This is a genomic window from Rhizorhabdus sp. P4_G5 (assembly GCF_056401065.1).
The window spans coordinates 573251-593260 of record NZ_JBFUKB010000003.1 but is presented as its reverse complement, the minus strand read 5'-3'; the positions used below and the strand labels follow the sequence as shown (position 1 = coordinate 593260).

The window sequence follows — 20010 nt, the reverse complement described above, 5'->3', positions numbered from 1 at the left end:
ATTGCTCAGGCGATCACTCCGATTGCCCGGCCAGCCCGCTCGAACATGCCGAGAATCTCGTCGACCTGGGCGTCGCTATGCTCGGCGCACAGCGAACAGCGCAGCAGGAACATGCCGGCCGGGGTCGCCGGCGGACGCGCAGTATTCACATAGAGCCCGGCCTCGAGCAGCCCCTGCCACAGCCCGACCGCCTGGGCCATGTCGTCCAGGATGACGGCAATGATCGCCGACTGGGCGGTTTCGGTGCCGAGTTTGTAGCCCATGTCGCGCAGCCCCTGGTGCAGCCGCCGCGAGTTCTTCCACAGGTGCGCGCGCTTGTCCTGCGCGTGCATCAGCTTGCGGATCGAAGCCGCCGCCGTCGCAACCACCGATGGCGGTAGCGAGGCCGTGAACACATAAGGCCGGCAGACCAGGCGCAACACTTCGAACTTGGGATGATTGGACACGCAAAAGCCGCCGACGGTGCCGACCGACTTCGAGAAGGTTCCGACGACGAAATCGATATCGTCGGAAACACCGGCTTCCTCGAACACGCCGCGGCCATGTTCGCCGAAGAAGCCCATGCCATGCGCCTCGTCGCACAGGATCATCGCGCCATGCTTCTTGGAAACCGCGACCATCTCCTTGAGCGGGGCGATGTCGCCCATCATCGAATAGACGCCTTCGAGCACGACGAGCTTGCCGGCCTCGGGTGGAAGCCGGCCGAGCCGCTTGTCGAGATCCTCGACCGAATTGTGGCGGAAGCGGATCACCTCGGCCTTGCCCAGGGCGCAGCCGTCATAGATCGAGGCGTGGCTGTCGGCATCGAGGATGATATAGTCGCCCTTGCCCGCGAGCGTCGAGATCATGCCGAGATTGGCCTGATAGCCGGTCGAAAACACGATCGCGTGCTCGGCCCCGTAAAACTCCTTGAGCGCGTCCTCGCATTCCCTGTGGGTCTGGTAGGTCCCGTTGAGGACGCGGCTGCCCGTGGTCCCCGATCCGAAGGCGTCGAGCGCGGCCTTGCCGGCCTCGATCACGTCGGCATCGAACGTCATGCCCATATAATTATAGGTGCCGAGCAGGATCGTGCGCTTGCCGTTGATCATGGCCTCTGTCGGCGACAGCACCTTCTCCATCACGATGCCGTAGGGATCGCGCACGCCGGTATCGAGCAACGCCTCGCGCTCGGCGATCAGCGGGTCGAATTTCGAAAAAAGATCGCTCACCGCTGCTCAGCCCTGCAATTTGACGACGGCATCGACAAGCTGGCCGACCGTCTCGATCTCCGCCTGCATGTTCATCGTGATGATGATGTCGAACTCGTCCTCGACCGCCGCGACGAAATCCATCACCGTCAGGCTGTCCCATTCCAGGTCGCCGGCAAAGCTGGTGCCGTCGGCCAGATCCACGCCCTTTTTGTTGAAGGGTTCGATCTGTTCCGCCACGCGGGTAAAAATATCGTCTCTGTCGCTCATGATGCGTCCTTAAGGTCGTTGTGCCGCGCATGACAAGCGATTGCGGCGGCTTCACGGCAGCGGCTTGGCGGCGATCCGATAGCGTGCCATGAATATGACAGGGAAAAGGGGATGCCATGCCAGCAGACGAGACGAGAGCACCGCCACGGGGCCAGTTTGCCCCCGACGCGGTCCATCTCCTGCGCACCGCCCAGCAGATCCAGTACCAGCTCAGCCAGATGGCCGATCAGAAGGCCAGCCTGCTGATGGGTGCCACCTTCGTCATCTTCACCATCACGGTGGGCCAGATCAAATCCGGCGGCGCGCCGACCGCGCTGCTCATCCTCGGCGCGACGGCCTTCCTGTCGGCGTTGCTGGCGGTCATGGCAGTGTTGCCATCGACCAAAGTTCCCCCGCAGGCCCATGGCCCGTCAAACATGCTGTTCTTTGGATCCTTCACCCAGATGCCCGAGGAGGATTTCGTCCAGCTCGTGCTCGACACGGTCACCGACAGCGATGCCGTCTATGCGGCTTTCGCGCATGACATCTACCAGAATGGCCGGGTGCTCGCGCGCAAGAAATACCGGCTGATCGGCTATGCCTATAGGGTGATGGTGGTCGGGCTGGTGCTCAGCTTCATCAGCTTCCTGTTGCACTTTGCGGCGGGGATCGGCTGAACTGCGTTGAAGCTCGTCCCAGCCAAGGGCCGTCTTTGCAACCGTGCTGGCCGGACTACAGCCAGCCTTGCGCCTGATACCAGTCGGCGGTCGCCTTCAGCCCGTCACCGGCCATTATCGCCGGCTCCCACACCATAGCGGGTGGCCGCTTCTGCGCCACCCAGTCGGGATGGCAGAAATAACGAACCCGATCGGGCGTCAGCTTGGCGCGATCGCCCAGCCGCAGCCGCTCGGCGGTTGCGGCAAGACGCAGCACGAAGCGCGGCACAGCAAGCAAAACCACCCGCGATCGCCCAACCGCCCGGCCGAGCAGCGCGCCGAATTCGCGGTGGCTATAGCCATCGATGCGGCCATCGTCCGGCTCGTAAACCTGCCCGATCGCCGCACCAGTCTGGAGCAGGTCGACCAGCAGCCTGGCGAGATCGCCGGCCTCTATCAGCGACAGCCGTCCCGCCGGCGGCAGCGGCACCACGCCCTTGCGCCTGGCGATGCGGAACAGCTCGAGCATCTCGCGGTCGCCGGCACCATAGATGGCCGGCGGCCGAACGATCGTCCAGTCGAGCGGCGACTGGAGCAGGAGCGCTTCCGAGGCCGCCTTCGACCAACCATAATCGGAGAGATCGGGCTCACGCGCCGACAGCGACGACACATGGACGAAGCGCTTGATCCCGGCCGCTTCCGTCGCAGTCAGCAGCGAGGCGGTGCCGGTGACATTGGCGGCGACGAAGCCTGCCAGCGCCGGTGCGTTGATGGCACCAGCGATGTGGATCACGGCATCGGCGCCGCCAACCAGTGCAGCGAGGCTGTGATAATCGTCGAGCGTTCCCGGCACCCACTCGACATTGGGGCGAGGCAGTTGCGCGCTGCGCGCCAGCGCCCGGATGCTATGGCCCTGGGCCGCCGCCTCGCGCAGCACATGTCCACCGAGAAAACCCGTACCGCCCGTGATCGCCAGGATCACAGCACCACCATATGATCGCGATGGACCAAGGCAGAGCGCGGCGCATAGCCAAGGATCGCTTCCAGCGCGTCGCTGCGCCGCCCGACGATGCTTGCGGCATCGGACGCATCATATTCCACCAGGCCGCGTGCCACCACATGGCCGTCGGGCCCGACGATATCGACGACATCGCCGCGCGCAAAGCGTCCATCGACGGAGATCGCTCCGGCGGCGAGCAGGCTGCGGCCCTGGGTCAGTGCCTTGGCTGCACCGGCGTCGACCACCACCCGTCCCTTGGCGGTGAGACGCCCGGCCAGCCACGCCTTGCGCGCATTGCCGGCCTTTTCGCCGACGAACACCGTGCCATGGCCATCGGCGTCGAACGCCGCGAGCGGGTGCTCCCGCTTCCCCGAAATGATGGCGAGATGGGTGCCGGACCGCTGGGCGATCCGTGCTGCCTCCAGCTTCGAGATCATGCCGCCCGATCCCATGCCCGAGGCCGATCCGCCATCGGCCATCGCCTTGATCCGCGCGTCGATGCGGCGGACCTCGGGCACCAGCCGTGCGGTCGGATCACGATGAGGGTTGGCGGTATAAAGCCCATCGATATCCGACAGGAGGATAACCCCCTGCGCACCAGCCGCCTGGCCGATCCGGGCTGCGAGCCGATCATTGTCGCCGAAACGGATCTCCTCGGTCGCGACCGAATCATTCTCGTTGATGACCGGCACGACGCCCAGGCTCAGCAGCCGGTCGAGCGTCGAGGCGGCGTTGAGATAGCGGCGGCGATCCTCGAGATCGTCGAGCGTCACCAGGATCTGCGCCGCCGTCAGGCCCTGGTCGTGGAGCAGTTCCGCCCAACAATGCGACAGGGCGATCTGGCCTGTCGCCGCTGCGGCCTGTGCGTCTTCCAGGCTGGCGCGCCCGCCCTTGGTCAGTCCGAGCCGCCGCGCGCCCAGCGCGATCGCCCCGGATGAGACGACCGCAACCTTCTGTCCGGCCTGGTGCCGCGCGGCGATGTCTGCGACGACGCCGGCAAGCCAGTCGCGCCGCACCCGACCCTCGGGATCGACGAGCAACGCCGAGCCGATCTTGACGATCAGGCACGGGCAATTGGCCGGGTTGAAGCGGGCAGACATGCGGCTAAAGCGCCATCAGATGGGCGACCAAGGCTCCACCCCTTCATCGTCGTTGACCGCGACCTTGTCGGGCATCGGCCCCAATATCTCGATGATCCGGTCGAGCACCTGCTCGAGCCCTTCGCCGGTGGCACCCGACAGGCGCATCACCTCGACGCCGCTCTTCTTGGCGAGCTTCTTCACCAGCTTGTCGATCAGTTTGGGGTCGATCGCATCGATCTTGTTGAGCGCCACGATCTGCGGCTTGTCGGCCAGGCCCGCGCCATAGGCGTCGAGTTCCCCCTGGACGATCTCATAGGCATCGACCGGATCATCACCGCCCACATCGACCAGATGGAGCAGCACCCGGCAGCGCTCGATATGGCCGAGGAAGCGGTCGCCGATGCCGGCGCCCTCGGCCGCGCCTTCGATCAGGCCCGGGATGTCGGCGACCACGAACTCGCGGCTCTTGTGGCTGGCGACGCCCAGTTGAGGCCGCACCGTCGTAAACGGATAGTCGCCGACCTTCGCCTTGGCGTTCGACACTGCGTTGATGAAGGTCGACTTGCCGGCATTGGGCAGGCCCACCAGGCCGCAATCCGCGAGCAGCTTGAGCCGCAGCCACACCCACATCTCCTCGGCAGGCCAGCCGGTGCCATGCTGCCGCGGCGCCCGGTTGGTCGACGTTTTGTAGCTTGCGTTACCGCGCCCGCCGTCACCGCCGCGCAGGAACACCTCGCGCTGGCCGGGGACGGTGAAATCAGCGAGCACCTCTTCCTTGTCCTCGGACAGGATCTGGGTGCCGACGGGCACGCGGATGACCAGATCGTCGCCGCCTGCGCCGGTGCGGTTCGAGCCCGCCCCGCCCTTGCCGCGCGGTGCCCGGAAATGCTGAGTGTACCGGAAGTCGATCAGCGTATTCAGGCCGGGCACGGCTTCGAAGATGACGTCGCCGCCCTTGCCGCCATTGCCGCCGTCAGGGCCACCATATTCGACGAATTTCTCACGCCGAAAGCTGACAGCTCCCGGCCCGCCCGCACCCGAGCGAATGAAAATCTTGGCTTGATCCAGAAAATGCATCGCGCGCCTTTATACGAATTGGCGGCGAAAAGAACCCTTACCAGCCGCGCATGATCCGCAACTGGTGCGCCAGGTTCGCTCGCGTCGTCTCCCGCGGCACTTCGAGCGCGGCGGCAATGGGCGCGCCGATCATGCCGTCGCCCAGCGCCGCCAGCACGAGTATCTGGGTAATCTGGCGGACGGGAGCGCCGCGATATTCGCCGAGTTCCTCGACGAGATTGTGGACCGCATCCAGGATCGGCGCCAGGCCGTCATGCTCGCCCGTCAATATCATCCACGACATCAGCGCGGCCACGCCCTGTTTTTCAAAGGCATCGAAGGTAATGTCGACGAGTTCGCGGATATCGCCTTCGGTCTGCCGCTGTCGCAACACCAGCTCTCCGATCTCGCCGGTTATCCGGCTGATCATCATCTCCGCCATCGCACGGCGCAGCTCGCCGGCCGAGCCGAAATGATGGAGAATATTGGCGTGGGTGCGGTTGATCCGCTTGGCCACCGCCATCAACGTCACCGCCTGCGGCCCCTCCTCGATCAGGATGGCGCGCGCTGCCTCAAGCGCTAGCCGGCGCATCTCGTCGGTAGATAGACGCAAACGTAAATGCGGCATGCAAAGCTTCTCATCGTGGCAGCGGTATGACCAACAGGGCTCCTGCCGGCCACGACTCTGCCGGAACGGGAGCCGCGCTTCCACCCCCATCGGCGGCGCGCATAGCACCATGGGCCGGCCGCGGCCTCGCAGGATTTTCTGTCACCGTTACAAGCCGGGCTTGGCATCATATGTTACCCTCGGCACAGGGTATATGGCCGGCCCCCAATGGCGATGCTCAGGCCGCCATCGCATCCTCTCGATCATATCCCACGCCCGCTGCCGGCCGCTCCCGTCCGACGGCACCGGCAGCGCGACTATATTCGACGCAGGTCTCCACCGAATCGCGCGCGCGGCAGGGTGCCATGCTGCCCACCCCGCTGGGCGTGAAGCCCAGTTTGCGGAGAACCCGTGCCGCAGCGGGATTGTGGACGAAGTGCCGGGCGAACAGGCGCTGAAGGCGCAGCCCCTTGTCGGCCAGTTCGATGACGGCCCGCCCCGCCTCGGTAGCGAAGCCGAGGCCCCAGTAGGACCGCGCTATCCAGTAGCCGAGTTCGATGCCCACATCGCGCTGCTCGAGCCCGATGCCGCCAACGAGGCGCGGCGCACCATGCGTCCGTGAAAAGATAAGGAAGTTCGGCAGGCGTCCATGATCGGCAGCGAGATAGGACTCGGCATCTTCGATCCGATAGGGCCAGGGTGCGCGGGCGAGCTTGCCGACGATCGCATAATCGCTGATCGCGGCCGCCAGTGCGGGCGCATCTTCCTTCCAGCCAGGACGCAGCAGCAGCCGCTGAGTACGAGCGAACATTGGTAATCTCCCTCTCCGCCGTCCCGAAACGCCATTGAACCCAAAAGGTTACAGGGCAGCGACAATGTTATGAGGGAGACACGAAAAAGGGAGCCGGTGCTACCGTCTCCCCTCGCGATCCGGCTTGCCGGATCATCGGGTCGCCCTCTGGACGACCCGGATATGGGCTCGCCCGTTACTCGGCCGCTTCGGCCATCGCATCGACGCTCACATATTTGCGGCCAAGCTTGCCGCTGTGGAAGGCGACGCGGCCTTCGCTGAGCGCGAACAGGGTGTGATCCTTGCCCATGCCGACATTGCGGCCAGGATAGACCTTGGTGCCGCGCTGGCGGATGATGATGTTGCCACCGATCACGATTTCGCCACCGAACTTCTTGACGCCGAGGCGCCGGCCGGCCGAATCGCGACCGTTGCGCGAAGAGCCGCCTGCTTTCTTATGTGCCATCTCAAACTACTCCGTTGGCTCTATCGATCAGGCTTCGGCAGCCACGGGCGCATCCGCCTTGGCCTTGGCCGGAGCCTTCTTCGCCTTGGTCTCGCCGCCGATCGACAGGATCTTGAGGATCGTGTGCTGCTGACGGTGGCCGTTGCGGCGACGATAATTGTGACGACGACGCTTCTTGAAGACGATGACCTTCTCGCCCTTCGCCTGCGCGATAATCTCGGCCGAGACGGTAAGGCCCGCCACGTCCTTCAGCTCGGCACCTTCGCCAGCGAGCAGGACGTCGCCCAGCGACACTGTCGAACCTGCATCGCCGTCGATCTTCTCGACGACGATCTTGTCTCCTGCGGCAACGCGATACTGCTTGCCGCCCGTGCGCACGATAGCGAACATGGCCCTCATCACTTCTTCAAATCAGTTAGCGCAAGCGCAATGGCACGCGGCCATTTACCCCCGCACGGGAAAGCGGTCCGCTAAAGACTGAGTCCCGGAATGTCAACCACGCAGAGGGGTTTCGCGGGAAACTTCCCTGCGCGCACGACCGGGGCCGGCACTGCCCGCGAACTGAATGCGCCGATATGGACCATATAGCAGGAGAAGCCCGGAAAACCGATAGATTAATCTGGCGTTCATCTTCAGAAGGTGTCGAGTTTGTAAAGCGGCTGGGGGGCCACTGGTGGCAGCAATAGTTTCGATCGCAGGCGTTGATGCCGACCGTCAACGTCGTCGGCGACAAGATCAGCGAGTTGAACGAACAGTTCACCGTTTCGCTGTCCTCCCCGTCGACGGGCGTGAAGATATCCACGGCCAGCACGACGGGCTTCATCCAGAATGACGACGCCCCGCCGGTTTTCTCAATCGAGGCGATGGCGGCGGACAAGCTGGAGGGTTCGGCGGGTGCATCGACCCCATTTGTTTTCGCTGTCACGCGCGTCGGCAATACCGCCGGGGAAGACAGCCTAAGCTGGAACTTCTCGACGTTCGATACGCCCGACGAACGCACCCGATCATCTGAGCGAGCCAGCCATGCACGCAGGATTCCCGTTCTAGGCCGGCGGCGGTTTGGCTTGATCTTTCCTGGATGTCGCCGGGGGTAAGAGCTCCCCGATGGCACTCACATCAGTGCCGATGCTCGCGCCGCAGCCGATACCGCCCATCGACATAACTGTCGAACAGCCCGGCGATCGCAGGGTGGTCGATCATCTCGTCGCTGTCGTCACGGACCAGATTCTGCTGGCTGACATAGGCGATATAGTTGCTGTCACTGTTCTCGGCGAACAGATGGTAGAAGGGCTGCTCCTTCGACGGACGAATATCCTCGGGGATCGCCTCATACCATTCCTCGGTGTTGGCGAAGACCGGATCGACGTCGAAGATCACGCCGCGGAACTCGAACAGGCGGTGCCGCACGACATCGCCGATCGCGAAGCGGGCATGCGCTACCGACGGCGTACTGATCCCCTTGTGCGGAGCGCCAACGACGGTGGGAACGGACAGGTTTTTTTCAATCACCTTTCCAATGTAGGGAAGTCTCACCCACTTGCAAGCAGGCGCTTGGCAAGTGCCGATCCATCCGCTAATGCCCCGCCCCTATCGACTGGCGGACGGCTCCACGGCCTCCCGCTTGCTCCTCTGCGGAGAGGTGCCGGAGTGGTCGATCGGGGCGGTCTCGAAAACCGTTGTGCCCGCAAGGGTACCGTGGGTTCGAATCCCACCCTCTCCGCCACTTCGGAACAACGGTGGGCACTCCGCCCACCGCCGAGGCTACGCCGTTCGCGGCGAGCGCCCGCAACAGGTTGCTCTTCGAGCCCATGATGCGGACTTCTTCGCGATCGACTTCCACCCGTTGCGCGAGCGCACGCAGATGATCGCGCCGGTAGCCGCCGCCCTCCAGCCGGATACGTCGCCGCGCGGTCGATGCGAACTCGCGCAGCATCGTCGGCGTGATCGCCTGCTGGGTCGAGCTTACGAGCAGCGCTGAGGCGCGCTCGGCATCCGCTCGCGCTTGGTCGCGGGTCGCCTTCAATCCGTCGATGCGATCCTTGAGCGCCGGATCATCGAGATCGGCGACTCCACTTTCGATTGCGTCATAGAGCCGCTTCAAACGCAGCTCGGTCTCCGCCACACGCCGGTTCAACTCCGCGATATGCTCGCGGCGTCGCTCGGATCGCTCTTGCCGGCGATCCAGAACCTCGGACAACACGACTTCAAGCCTGACTGGATCGAGCAGCCGTTCCGCCAGATGATTGGCGACAAGATCGTCCAACCGCTCCATCGCCACGGTCATGCCTTCACACGCCGTTACGCCCTGCCGCGCCTTCATCGAGCAGGTGTAATAGCGATAGCGCCCGCCCTTGCCGGTGCGGATCGTCATCGCGCCGCCGCACTTGCCGCAGTGGATCAGTCCCGTCAGCAGCGTCGGGCCGCCGACGACCTGCGGGTGGACGACCTTCGGGCTGCGCGCCTTCAAATGCGCCTGCACGGCATCGAACATCGCCTGGTCGATGATCGCCGGAACCTCGACCGCGATCACTTCGGTGGCAGGCTTCAATTCCTTGCTCTTGCCGCGCTTGTTGAACTCATGCCGGCCCGCATAGGTGGCGCGCGTCAGCATCCGATGCACCGTGCCGATGCCCCAGCGCCCACCGTCGCGGGTGAAGATACGGCGCTCGTTGAGATGCTTGGTGATCGTCTTGACACCCATCGGGCCGGACGTGCCGTCCCCTTCCAAAGCCAGCTTGAACGCCAGCCGCACCGTGTCGGCGTGCAGCGGGTCGATCTCCAGTTTCTTCTTGGTCTTGGCCCCGCGCTGTTCGGCGGCGACGACGCGATAGCCGATCGGTGGCAGCGAGCCATTCCAGAAGCCCTGTCGGGCGTTTTCCTTCAAGGCGCGCAGGACGTGCTTGGCGTTCTCCTTGGACTGATACTCGTCGAACAGCGCCATGATCTGGCGCATCATGACGTGCATCGGATCATCACCCATCTCCTGGGTGATAGAGAGCAGCTTCACGCCGTTCTTGGCGAGCTTGCGGACGTAAAATTCCAGCTCGAAGTGGTCACGAAAGAAGCGCGAGAAGCTGTGGACCACCACCACGTCGAACGGTGCCGGCTTGCTCGTTCCGGCCTCGATCATGCGCTGGAACTCGGGTCGGCGGTCGTTGGTGGCGGATGCGCCTGCCTCTACGAACGTATCGACCAGCTCCAATCCCCGCGACAGGCAATAGGCTTCGCCCTGCTTGCGCTGATCCGGGATCGAGACGTCATGCTCGGCCTGCCGCGCCGTTGAGACGCGCAGGTAAAGGGCGGCGCGCAGCGGCACGGTCATGGCAGTATCCTCACATCATTGGCACGGCCCGAACAACTCGTCGAAGACATCGCCGAACCATGCCTCGAACACCTCCACTTCGGCGCTCGTGACCGGCACGCGCTCGGGCCAGTCGTCAGTGACCGTCCAAGTCGCAAGATCGTCTTTGGGCGGCCGACCCACATGAAGCTGAGCCGAGCTGACCGGCAATCGGAAATAATCGAGCAAGTCGTCCGGGCAGTATGCAGGACGGCGCGGCGTTCGGCGACGAGGCTTGCGAGACGTGGCCATGCAGACAGGGTGCCGCCCGCCTTCCTCTCGCGCAAAGGCTCAGAGGCAGCGTAGCGCAGATAGGGACGGACGGCGGCGCGGTTCATGGCTCGCCCCACGGGTTGACCACCGTGATGCCGCAGTCGGCGAAGTCGGCCACGTTGCGAGTCGCCAGCCGCGCCCCTCGCGAGCGGACGATAGCCGCGATCTGCGCGTCGATCTGGCTGATCGGCTGGCCGCCCTTCCGCCGCCCGGCCGCGATATCGGGATAGGCGTTGGCGGCATCGGTATCGAACGGCAACACGCGCCCGGCGAGATCGACATCGAACATCGGCTGCGCGGCCGCCACTAGCGCATCGCGGCGGCGTCCCTCGGGCAGCAGCGCCAGGCCGTAGAAGATTTCCGCCTGCGTCAGCGTGGTCGTGAACACCCCCGCCATTGGCTGCTCGCCCATCCAGGCCATCACCGCCGCGTCCGGCTCGCGCCGCATCAGCTCAGAAATGACGTTGGTATCAAGGACGATCATTCGCCGAAGTCCACCGGCGGTCGGATCGCCTCGCGCGGCAGGTCGGACAGATCAACGCCGCCCAGCGGGCCGAACCTCTCATGGATCGCTTGAGCGAAATTGCGAGGGCGCGGATCGTCTGTGGACAGCGCCGAGCGCAGAATGTCGCGTGCCTCGTCTTCCATCGACCGGCCATTGACGGCTGCGCGCACGCGGAGGCGCTTCTTGATGACATCGTCGATGTTTCGGATCGTCATGACCGCCATGCTGGCCTCCATAAGTCAATGACTTCATATTAGTCGATGCTGGTGGAAATCACAAGGTCAGGGGGGCGCCTCCCTACGGGACCGCCGCTCTATCTGCGCTGCGCTCCGACCGAACCCCTGACGGGTTTCGGCCCTGCCGGGTGACGATCAGCGTTGCGGGGCGGCGCTGGGGCGCCGGGCAGCACGCGGTTTCAATAGAGCGCACTCTGCGACTTCTACGAAGCCGACAGGGTGCGCGCCTTATCGTAGCCGCGTTGCACTCTTGCTCTGCCCGGAGGGCGCGGCGGCGGCTGGCCCCCAGGCCCGCGCGCACGCCGGCGCGCCGGCCGGTCGCCGCAAGGGTGCCTTCATTGGTGGCGCCGCGGACGCGGCGCGGCTGCTTGGGGCTCTGCCCCAGCGCCCTTCGGAGCGGCTTCCGCCCAGCTTCCCTCGCTTCGCTCAGTGCAGCCGGTTCCCCGCGAAGCCGCCCACTCCGGTTGCACCCCCGGTCTCGCCGACGGGCAGGGTTTCAGCGCGGCGCTCCGCTGCGCGGAAACCCAAGCCAAGGAGCAGTAAGATGACTGAGACCGTTCAGACCGAAGCCGTCAGTGGCGTCGAGATTTTCGTGCCGCTGAACAAGCTCAAGAAGTCCCCCAAGAACGCCCGCAAGGTGCCGCATGGGGAGGCCGCCATTGATTCTCTAGCCGCTTCGATCCAGCACAAGGGGCTGATCCAGAACCTTGTCGTGGAACCGGAAACCAAAGAGGACGGGACGCCCACCGGCTGCTATCTCGTCACCGCTGGCGAGGGTCGCAGGCTGGCGATGGTGCTGCGCGCCAAACGCAAGCAGATCAAGAAGTCCGAGCCGGTGCGTTGCTGGCTCGATACGGCCAACGATCCCGCCGAGATCAGTCTGGACGAGAACGTGACCCGGACGCCCATGCACCCCGCCGACCAGTTCGAGCGGTTTGCGGAGCTTTCCAACGACAAGGGTTGGGGGGCGCAGGAGATCGGCGCGCGGTTCGGCGTGTCGGCAGGCGTCGTGAAGCAGCGGCTTCGCTTGGGCGCCGTTAGCCCGAAGCTGTTGCAGGTCTATCGCGAGGACGGTCTTACGTTGGACCAGCTTATGGCTTTCGCCATCACCGAGAACCATGCCCGGCAGGAGCAGGTGTTCGAGGGACTGCATCACAATCGCGAGCCGTGGATCATCCGGCGCGACATGACCGCGAGCAATGTTCCAGCGACCGACCGGCGCGCGGTGTTCGTCGGGGCCGACGCCTATGTCGAGGCGGGCGGCACGATCATCCGCGATCTGTTCAGCGAGGACCGGGGCGGGTTCTTCGAGGATGCGCGCTTGCTCGACATGCTCACCGTCGAGAAGTTGCGCGAGATCGCGGGCGAGGTTCAGTCCGAGGGCTGGAAATGGACCGAGGCGCATATCGACTATCCCCACGCCCACGGGATGCGGCGCTTCTATCCGCAGACCATCGCCCTGTCAGACGTGGACGAGGCGCGGCTGGTGGCGCTGTCCACCGAGCATGACGAGCTCGCCGAAGGCTATTCGTCCTATGACGAGATGCCCGAGGACGTGGCGACGAAGCTGGAGGCGGTGTCCGACGAGATCGACGCCATTTCGGCCAAGCGTTCGGCCTACGACGCCAGCTTGACCGCGCATGGCGGCGCGTTCGTCGTGCTTCACCATGACGGCACGGTCAGGATCGAGCGGGGTTTCGTCCGTCTCGAGGATGAAGCGCTGGCCGACCCGCAGCCAGAGCCGGAAGCCGAGGGCGATGCGACGGCCCCGGAGGCCGTGGAGGTTGAGCAGGCCGAGGACGGCGACGAGGAGGTGCGGGAGATCGAGGAAGAGGACGAGGAACCGGGCAAGCCGATTTCCGACAGCCTCACCCGCGACCTGTCCGCCCATCGGACGCTGGCTTTGCGTGTGGCGCTTGGCGAGCGGCCCGATCTGGCGCTGATCGCCTTGACCCACACGCTCACGGCGCAACTGTTCTACAGCTACACCGAGGCCGGTTGCCTTGAGGTTCGTCCGACCGTGACGCCACTTGGCAGCCACGCGGATGGGATCGAGGATATGCCGCTTGCCGCCAAGGCGAACGAGGCGCGCGAGGCATGGGCCGAACGGATGCCGCGTGACGTGGCGGACCTGTGGGACTTCATCGCCGGGCTGGACGACGAGAAGCGGTTGGCGCTGCTGGCGCACTGCGCGTCCCGCACCGTCAATGCGCTTCGCCTGCCGTGGGACCGCAAGCCCCGCTCGCTGCAAACGGCGGACAGGCTGGCGACCGCGCTGGCGCTGGACGTGGCGAAGGACTGGACGACGACCGTGGACAGCTACCTTGGCCGTGTCACCAAGGCCTATATCGTCGAGGCCGTCGCCGAAGGCGTCTCGGAGGATGCAGCCCGCCGTATCGTGGACATGAAGAAGCAGGACATGGCGCAGGCCGCCGAACAGCTTCTTTCCGGGACCGGCTGGCTTCCGACGATCCTGCGGACCCCCGAGCCGGAGGCGGAACCGCCGCTCGAAGCGGAGGGCGACGAAGCATCCTACGCTGTAGCTGCCGAATAGCGGCATGGCCGGGGCCGCAAAAGCGGTCCCGGCCATCCACCTCCCGCAAATCGCTGGCAGTCCCATCCAGAGGCGGCGGTGTCGTTTAATTTCGCCGCTCGCCGGGCTCAGCCCACTCGCAGGTCAACTCTTGAAGTTTTGAGTAGTCTGGACGAGAACGGCCGCAGGCTTACAGGCAGATTTGTTATCGCGCATCGCGATATAAGACATCGATGTTGGGCAGTGATGCTTCCATCTATCCCTATTGCAGCTTTACGGCTGAGCGGACGATCCGATCGAACGCATAGGAGTGCCTGTAAGCCGCCTATTAGGGGGGTGGCGTGTCGAGTCTGGCGAAACTACAAGCGGCGAAGTCGCTCGATGATCTAGCCGCGATCCTTGGCTACAAGCCGGCGGCGCTCGCTTACCTGCTTTACCATCTGCCCACGGCCCAGAAATACACAGCTTTCACCATTCCGAAGCGCAATGGCACGCCGCGAGACATTCTTGCGCCGACGCCTAAGTTGAAGCTGCTCCAGCGCCGTCTCGCAAATGTCCTCTATCTCGCGCTGGCTGACATCGACAAGGCAGGCTCTCCTCGCCGGCACCTGTCGCATGGCTTTGCCAAGCACCTCTCAATCGTGACGAACGCGAACGTCCACCGACGGCGCCGCTATGTGCTGAACCTCGATCTCAAGGACTTTTTTCCCTCAATCAATTTCGGCCGCGTGCGTGGCATGTTTATCAAAGACAAGCGCTTTGGGCTCGACATCAAAATCGCCACGCTGATTGCGCAGATAGCTTGCCATGACGATGTCCTGCCGCAGGGCAGCCCATGCTCGCCAGTCATCTCGAATATCATCGGCCACCTGCTCGACATCAGGCTAGTGCGCTTCGCCAAGTCGCAGAAATCCACATATTCGCGTTATGCGGACGACATCACTTTCTCCACGAACGCCAAGGTGTTTCCGGTCGATGGCGCCGCTCCCGTTGCCGGGTCAGAGCACGACTGGGCGCTTGGCGCGGCGCTATTGAAGGAGATCGATAAGGCTGGCTTCGCAGTCAACCCGGCAAAGACGCGAATGCAATATCGCGGTTCGCGTCAGGTCACGACGGGTTTGCTCGTCAACGAAAAGCCCAACATCCTGCCCGAATATTACCGCACAGTCCGCGCGATGTGCTGGTCTCTATTCGGCTCTGGCACCTATTACCGCATGGTCCCCGCCGCCTTGGCGGGCGGCAAACCTGGCGACCCCGACGTAAAGGTCAGCGCGACTTCATTGGCTATGCTGCAAGGGATGCTCGGCCATGTCTATCATGTTCGCGATCAGGTCGACACACGCACCTCGGCCGAAAAGAAGACTGAAAAGACCGCGACAGCCACACGCAAGCTCTACATCCGCTTCCTGTTCTATCGGAATTTCGTCGTTGCGCCCAAACCGCTCATCATCCCCGAAGGCAAGACCGACTCCGTCTATCTGCGCGCTGCGATGGAAAAGCTCACCGCCTACCATCCGCGGCTTGGCGCAATGGATAAGGGGAAGTTCAAACCCGCGCTCAAGTTCATGAACTTTTCGAGCACGGTCCATGACGTCCTACAGATCGGCAATGGCGCGGGCGACCTCCTGCACTTCATTCGGAAATATCCTGATGCGCTCAAGCACTACCGGCACCGGCCTTTGCCCAACCCCGTCATTGTGTTGATCGACAATGATGACGGCGCCAAGGACATATTCAGCGTCGCCAAGAATCTCGGCGCTCCCAATATTTCGCGAACCTCCACAGACCCGTTCTACCGTCTCGCCCCCAATCTCTATCTCATAAAAACGCCGGAGATCGGCGCAAAAGGCACAAGCTGTATTGAAGACTCGTTCGATCCTGCGCTTTTGAAGACCGTCATCGACGGCAAAGTGTTCGACCCCAACAAGAAGCACGGCGAGGCCGGAAAATACGGGAAAGCTAGGTTCGCCGAAAAGGTCGTGCAGCCGCAAAAAGACACGATCGACTTCTCAAAATTCGCGGGCCTGCTCGATCGCATCGTTGCGGCCCTAGATGATTACGCCGCTAATCCACCGCCGCCCTGACCCGATCAGGGACGCGGCGGCATGTGGCTGGCGTCGAGCCGGCGATGGATGAGGGATACGAGGGTCAGGAGATCCTCGGCGTCGGTCTTGGTCATCGGCCAGTGGATGCGCGCTTCGTGGGCGGTCGTATTGCGGAACATGCCGAAGACGCCTTTGACGAGATTGGCGAAGCCGCTTTGCTCGCTACGCTCGCTCACCGTGCCGCGCGGATTGACCGCCAGCATCGGCGGATCGCCGCTCAACACGCGGTCCACCAGCGCTCCCCCATCATCGGTCAGACCCGTCATGACGCGCATCTTGTCGGCGACGCTTTTCACCGCTTCTTGGACCGCATGGAAATAGTTGTCGGCCAGCAGTTCCGCGCGGCAGAAGCGCAGCACATCGGGATGGACGCCGCGGGTCTCCAGATCAGTGCGCAGTTCTTTCGCGCGGCGCTGTGCTTCCGGCAGCGTCGTCGCCTGTTCGACGGTTTCGATCTTTCCCGCCTCGCTCACTACGAGGCCGGCGAAGGACAGCGCCTGGTTGATACTGGCACGCATCGGCTCGTAGCGATGCGGCTCGCGGCTATAGCGGGCTGGTCTCATCGCATGGCGGATAAAGCCAAGGATGCGCGTGCGGTCCTGCCGGGCGTTCTGGCTGGCGGCGAAGGCGTTGTAGATGCGGTGACGCTTGGTCATCTCACCTGGATCGGTCATCTGACAGGTCGCGAACAGCATCGCGATCTCGGTCCCCTTGAGCCCCGTATCCGTGTCGCCGAGTGCGCCGGCAATGGCTTCGAGCTGATCCTGCGAAAACAGTTGCGCCACCTTTTCCTTCTCCCCCTTGCGAACCTCGGCGTACAGCAAGGAACCCTCGGTTTGCGCCGGCTCCACCCTGAATGTTTCGTAGAAGTATCGGCTGGCCACGAGCACGCGCAAGTCGGCATCGACCACAAGCAGCGGTTCGCGGATCGTATTGATGATCGCCTGAGCAAGCAGGTTGGCTTCGTTGAGGCTTCGCGCGGTATGGATCATTCGCGCAGCCATATCTGTTCGGCGTCATCCAGCGCTTCGAGCATCTCGCTCTCAGCCTGCATGCTGCTCAGATGGCTGCGCACCGTATCGGGATCGCCCGCGCGGGGAAACTTACGGTCCGCCTTGGCAGCCCTGGCCAGATCGCCGACCCAATCCGAACGATCATGCCGGGTCAGCAACCAGGTGCCGAACGTCACCTTGTCGCCGGTCTCGGCGGACCAGGAGTCGATCGCTGTCACAGCCCCTTTGTCCTGCCGGCAAGCTGCCAATGACCATTGACCGGCTTGATCATGGCGCGGCGACAAATCAGGCAGACACTGACGAACAGACCGTTTTCCCAGCGCTGGCCGGCTGGATCGGCCTGATGCTGACCCAAAAGATTATGCAGTATCACGCTGGGTTTTCCTCGTTCTTGGTGTCCTCCGCATCGGCTTCATCCTCCAGCAGAAATTCCAGTGCGATGGCTGCGTCCTCATTGCTCAGCGCGTCCTTCGACCCAGCTTCGCGGCTCTCGGCTTCCAGCGCTTGCACTTCCCATGCGCGGGCGGCGGCCAGCGCAACCTTGCGAACATTCTGGAGGTCCGTCTCCGCCGCGATCCGGCGGTGATGCGCCTCCTGCTGTCTGCACAGCGCGGAACTGTTGAACATGGCTGAAGCTATGCCCCTCTGCCCGACCAGGGGACGCGGACCCACAAGGGCACCCAGCGCCAGTTGACGGGCGGCGGTATCGAAGGATCGGACACTTCGTGTGGTAGCACGTCTGTCGGAAGAGCCGCTGCTTCGCGGTCTCGCCGCAAGGCCGCCTCCAGGTCTTTCGGATCGACCGCGCGATGCTCGACCCGACCGGTCGTCGCCACCACCAGAGTTGTCGCAATGCGGTGAAAGACCGTGCGGACATTTCCCTCGATGGCATCTTCCTCCGTGTCGACCGTGTAGCTGCCGGCTGGCAGCGGGGCGTCGAAGCCGGGCAAGCGGAAGGGCGCGGCGAACGTGACCGAGCTTCGCGTGGAGCGAACCGTCATATCGGTCGCCGATCGTTATGCTCGGTGCAGGCAATTATGAGGAACATCGATGCGACTCCCGACGGCAGGCGGGAGCACGATGGTCTCTCAGTCACGATATGCCTGCGGCACTATACGGGTGATGCGCGACCATAACATATTGGCGCCGTTATCGCGTCATTTGATTCCGGATCTAAACCAAGGAGGCAGAGCGTATGACGCCTCTGCCTCCCACGTTTGGGTTCGCGGCCTGACTTAGAATCCCATACCGCCCATGCCGCCGGCCATCGCAGGCGCACCGGCGCTATCATCGCCCAAATCGGCAACGGCGGCTTCGGTTGTGATCAGCAACCCTGCGACCGAGGCGGCATCCTGAAGCGCGGTGCGCACGACCTTGGTAGGATCGATGACACCGGCCTGGAACAGATTCTCATATTCCTCGCTCTGCGCGTTGAAGCCGAGATTCTCGTCATTACCATCGATAAGCCGGCCCGCGACCACGCCGCCGTCATGTCCGGCATTTTCCGCGATCTGCCGCAGCGGCGCCTGGAGCGCCCTGCGGACGATGTCGATGCCGCGGCGCTGATCGTCATTCACGGCGTTGAGACCGTTCAATGCCTTCGCCGCATAGAGCAAAGCCGTCCCGCCACCGGGTACGATACCCTCCTCGACGGCCGCGCGGGTAGCATGGAGGGCATCATCGACGCGGTCCTTACGCTCCTTGACCTCGACTTCACTTGCACCGCCGACCTTGATGATCGCGACACCGCCGGCGAGCTTGGCAAGACGCTCCTGGAGCTTTTCCTTGTCATAGTCGCTGGTCGTGTTCTCGATCTGCGCCCGGATCGCCTCGACCCGGCCCTTGATGGCATCGGCAGGCCCAGCGCCATCGACGAGGGTCGTGGTGTCCTTGTCGATCGTGACGCGCTTGGCGGTACCCAGCATCTCCAGCGTGACGTTCTCCAACTTGATGCCCAGTTCCTCGGATACCACTTCGCTCTTCGTCAGGGTGGCGATGTCTTCGAGCATCGCCTTGCGTCGATCGCCAAAGGCCGGTGCCTTGACGGCCGCGACCTTCAGACCCCCGCGCAGCTTGTTGACGACCAGAGTGGCAAGGGCCTCGCCCTCGATATCCTCGGCAATGATGAGGAGCGGACGGCCGGACTGGACGACGGCCTCTAGAACGGGAAGCAGCGCCTGCAGGTTCGACAGCTTCTTTTCGTGGATCAGGATATAGGGATCCTGAAGCTCGACGAGCATCTTCTCGGGGTTGGTGATGAAGTAGGGCGACAGGTAGCCGCGGTCGAACTGCATGCCCTCGACAACGTCCAGCTCGAACTCGACGCCAGTGGCTTCCTCGATGGTGATGACGCCCTCCTTGCCGACCTTCTCCATCGCTTCGGCGATCTTGCGACCTACGACCTCATCTCCGTTCGCCGAGACGATACCGACCTGGGCGATTTCCTGATTGTTGTCGACGGGCTTGGACCGCGCCTTGAGCTCGGCGACCACTGCCGTGACGGCGATGTCGATACCGCGCTTGAGGTCCATAGGATCGACACCTGCCGACACCGATTTCATACCTTCGCGCACGATCGCCTGCGCGAGCACTGTCGCGGTCGTCGTACCGTCACCCGCATGGTCGTGGGTTTTGGACGCGACAGCCTTGATCATTTGCGCGCCCACATTCTCGAACTTGTCCTTCAGTTCGATTTCCTTGGCGACGGTGACGCCGTCCTTTGTAATGCGCGGCGCGCCGAAGCTCTTGTCGATTAGAACGTTGCGGCCCTTGGGTCCAAGCGTCACGCGGACCGCGTTGGCCAGAATGTCGACACCGCGCGCGATGCCTTCGCGCGCGTCACGGGAGAATTTTACGTCCTTGGCTGACATGGTCAGTGATCCTTTATGGAAAAATCGGTGAACCGTTTCGCT

General features: G+C 63.6%; 22 protein-coding genes, 1 tRNA gene and 1 pseudogene. 5 read left to right on the top strand and 19 right to left on the bottom strand.

The window, feature by feature from the left end; translation table 11 throughout:
• Window positions 1–5 precede the first annotated feature (5 nt).
• Both spt and AC1DQK_RS07215 read right to left on the bottom strand, forming a co-directional pair.
• Complete coding sequence (gene spt, locus AC1DQK_RS07220; RefSeq protein ID WP_477868855.1) at window positions 6–1208, bottom strand: serine palmitoyltransferase; 1203 nt, start codon at window positions 1206–1208, stop codon at window positions 6–8.
• Window positions 1209–1214: 6 nt separating this feature from the next.
• Complete coding sequence (locus tag AC1DQK_RS07215; protein ID WP_477868853.1) at window positions 1215–1457, bottom strand: acyl carrier protein; 243 nt, start codon at window positions 1455–1457, stop codon at window positions 1215–1217.
• Between the two features lie 116 nt (window positions 1458–1573).
• On the opposite strand from AC1DQK_RS07215, the gene AC1DQK_RS07210 reads away from it, so the two are divergent.
• A complete protein-coding gene (locus AC1DQK_RS07210; protein ID WP_477868851.1) occupies window positions 1574–2113 on the top strand; it encodes a Pycsar system effector family protein in 540 nt (179 codons plus the stop codon).
• A gap of 55 nt (window positions 2114–2168) precedes the next feature.
• On the opposite strand, the gene AC1DQK_RS07205 is transcribed toward AC1DQK_RS07210, so the two are convergent.
• From AC1DQK_RS07205 to rplU, 7 genes are all read right to left on the bottom strand, one after another.
• The gene (locus AC1DQK_RS07205) at window positions 2169–3074 is read right to left on the bottom strand and encodes an SDR family oxidoreductase (RefSeq protein ID WP_477868849.1); all 906 of its coding nucleotides are present in this window, start codon (window positions 3072–3074) and stop codon (window positions 2169–2171) included.
• The gene (gene proB / locus AC1DQK_RS07200; RefSeq protein WP_477868847.1) at window positions 3071–4192 is read right to left on the bottom strand and encodes a glutamate 5-kinase; all 1122 of its coding nucleotides are present in this window, start codon (window positions 4190–4192) and stop codon (window positions 3071–3073) included. Before proB ends, AC1DQK_RS07205 begins: the two co-directional genes overlap by 4 nt.
• 15 nt (window positions 4193–4207) lie before the next feature.
• On the bottom strand, window positions 4208–5251 hold the full coding sequence (gene obgE, locus AC1DQK_RS07195) for a GTPase ObgE (RefSeq protein WP_477868845.1): 1044 nt from the start codon (window positions 5249–5251) through the stop codon (window positions 4208–4210).
• A gap of 37 nt (window positions 5252–5288) precedes the next feature.
• Window positions 5289–5822: a TetR family transcriptional regulator gene (locus AC1DQK_RS07190; RefSeq protein WP_477868843.1), complete on the bottom strand. Its 534-nt coding sequence runs from the start codon at window positions 5820–5822 to the stop codon at window positions 5289–5291.
• Window positions 5823–6075: 253 nt separating this feature from the next.
• Window positions 6076–6648, bottom strand: coding sequence for a GNAT family N-acetyltransferase (locus AC1DQK_RS07185; RefSeq protein ID WP_477868841.1), 573 nt, complete (start codon window positions 6646–6648; stop codon window positions 6076–6078).
• A gap of 175 nt (window positions 6649–6823) precedes the next feature.
• Entirely contained in the window at window positions 6824–7093 is a 270-nt protein-coding gene (gene rpmA / locus AC1DQK_RS07180; protein ID WP_477868839.1) for a 50S ribosomal protein L27, read from the bottom strand.
• A gap of 27 nt (window positions 7094–7120) precedes the next feature.
• Window positions 7121–7483, bottom strand: a complete 363-nt coding sequence (rplU, locus tag AC1DQK_RS07175; protein WP_477868837.1) for a 50S ribosomal protein L21 — start codon at window positions 7481–7483, stop codon at window positions 7121–7123.
• Window positions 7484–7797: 314 nt separating this feature from the next.
• Here rplU and AC1DQK_RS07170 point away from each other — a divergent pair, with 314 nt between their 5' ends.
• Window positions 7798–8187 carry a hypothetical protein gene (locus AC1DQK_RS07170; RefSeq protein ID WP_477868835.1) on the top strand — a complete coding sequence of 130 codons (390 nt, stop codon included), beginning with the start codon at window positions 7798–7800 and terminating at the stop codon, window positions 8185–8187.
• A 22-nt stretch (window positions 8188–8209) separates the two neighbouring features.
• On the opposite strand, the gene hspQ is transcribed toward AC1DQK_RS07170, so the two are convergent.
• On the bottom strand, window positions 8210–8548 hold the full coding sequence (hspQ, locus tag AC1DQK_RS07165; protein WP_477869268.1) for a heat shock protein HspQ: 339 nt from the start codon (window positions 8546–8548) through the stop codon (window positions 8210–8212).
• Window positions 8549–8726: 178 nt separating this feature from the next.
• Between hspQ and AC1DQK_RS07160 the strand changes: the two genes are divergently transcribed.
• Window positions 8727–8816 (top strand) — tRNA-Ser (locus AC1DQK_RS07160).
• Between the two features lie 573 nt (window positions 8817–9389).
• On the opposite strand, the pseudogene AC1DQK_RS07155 reads toward AC1DQK_RS07160, so the two are convergent.
• From AC1DQK_RS07155 to AC1DQK_RS07140, 4 genes and pseudogenes are all read right to left on the bottom strand, one after another.
• Window positions 9390–10415: pseudogene (locus AC1DQK_RS07155) on the bottom strand (recombinase family protein); the annotation flags it as partial.
• Between the two features lie 15 nt (window positions 10416–10430).
• Window positions 10431–10577 (bottom strand): hypothetical protein, encoded by a 147-nt coding sequence (locus tag AC1DQK_RS07150; RefSeq protein ID WP_477868833.1) that lies wholly within the window; start codon window positions 10575–10577, stop codon window positions 10431–10433.
• Window positions 10578–10767: 190 nt separating this feature from the next.
• A complete protein-coding gene (locus tag AC1DQK_RS07145; protein WP_477868831.1) occupies window positions 10768–11190 on the bottom strand; it encodes a PIN domain-containing protein in 423 nt (140 codons plus the stop codon).
• Window positions 11187–11435 (bottom strand): FitA-like ribbon-helix-helix domain-containing protein, encoded by a 249-nt coding sequence (locus AC1DQK_RS07140; protein ID WP_477868829.1) that lies wholly within the window; start codon window positions 11433–11435, stop codon window positions 11187–11189. Before AC1DQK_RS07140 ends, AC1DQK_RS07145 begins: the two co-directional genes overlap by 4 nt.
• Window positions 11436–11991: 556 nt before the next feature.
• On the opposite strand from AC1DQK_RS07140, the gene AC1DQK_RS07135 reads away from it, so the two are divergent.
• Both AC1DQK_RS07135 and AC1DQK_RS07130 read left to right on the top strand, forming a co-directional pair.
• Window positions 11992–14001, top strand: coding sequence for a ParB/RepB/Spo0J family partition protein (locus tag AC1DQK_RS07135; RefSeq protein WP_477868827.1), 2010 nt, complete (start codon window positions 11992–11994; stop codon window positions 13999–14001).
• A 320-nt stretch (window positions 14002–14321) separates the two neighbouring features.
• Window positions 14322–16064, top strand: a complete 1743-nt coding sequence (locus AC1DQK_RS07130; RefSeq protein WP_477868825.1) for a retron Ec67 family RNA-directed DNA polymerase/endonuclease — start codon at window positions 14322–14324, stop codon at window positions 16062–16064.
• A gap of 5 nt (window positions 16065–16069) precedes the next feature.
• On the opposite strand, the gene AC1DQK_RS07125 is transcribed toward AC1DQK_RS07130, so the two are convergent.
• The 5 genes from AC1DQK_RS07125 to groL all read right to left on the bottom strand — a co-directional run bounded on the left by AC1DQK_RS07125 (window position 16070) and on the right by groL (window position 19968).
• Entirely contained in the window at window positions 16070–17077 is a 1008-nt protein-coding gene (locus AC1DQK_RS07125; RefSeq protein ID WP_477868823.1) for a TIGR02391 family protein, read from the bottom strand.
• Window positions 17074–17316, bottom strand: coding sequence for a YozE family protein (locus tag AC1DQK_RS07120; protein WP_477868821.1), 243 nt, complete (start codon window positions 17314–17316; stop codon window positions 17074–17076). The genes AC1DQK_RS07125 and AC1DQK_RS07120 overlap by 4 nt, the downstream gene beginning before the upstream one ends.
• A 151-nt stretch (window positions 17317–17467) precedes the next feature.
• Window positions 17468–17725, bottom strand: a complete 258-nt coding sequence (locus tag AC1DQK_RS07115) for a hypothetical protein (RefSeq protein WP_477868819.1) — start codon at window positions 17723–17725, stop codon at window positions 17468–17470.
• Between the two features lie 8 nt (window positions 17726–17733).
• Complete coding sequence (locus AC1DQK_RS07110) at window positions 17734–18099, bottom strand: hypothetical protein (RefSeq protein ID WP_477868817.1); 366 nt, start codon at window positions 18097–18099, stop codon at window positions 17734–17736.
• Window positions 18100–18333: 234 nt separating this feature from the next.
• On the bottom strand, window positions 18334–19968 hold the full coding sequence (gene groL / locus AC1DQK_RS07105; RefSeq protein WP_477868815.1) for a chaperonin GroEL: 1635 nt from the start codon (window positions 19966–19968) through the stop codon (window positions 18334–18336).
• Between the last annotated feature and the right edge of the window lie 42 nt (window positions 19969–20010).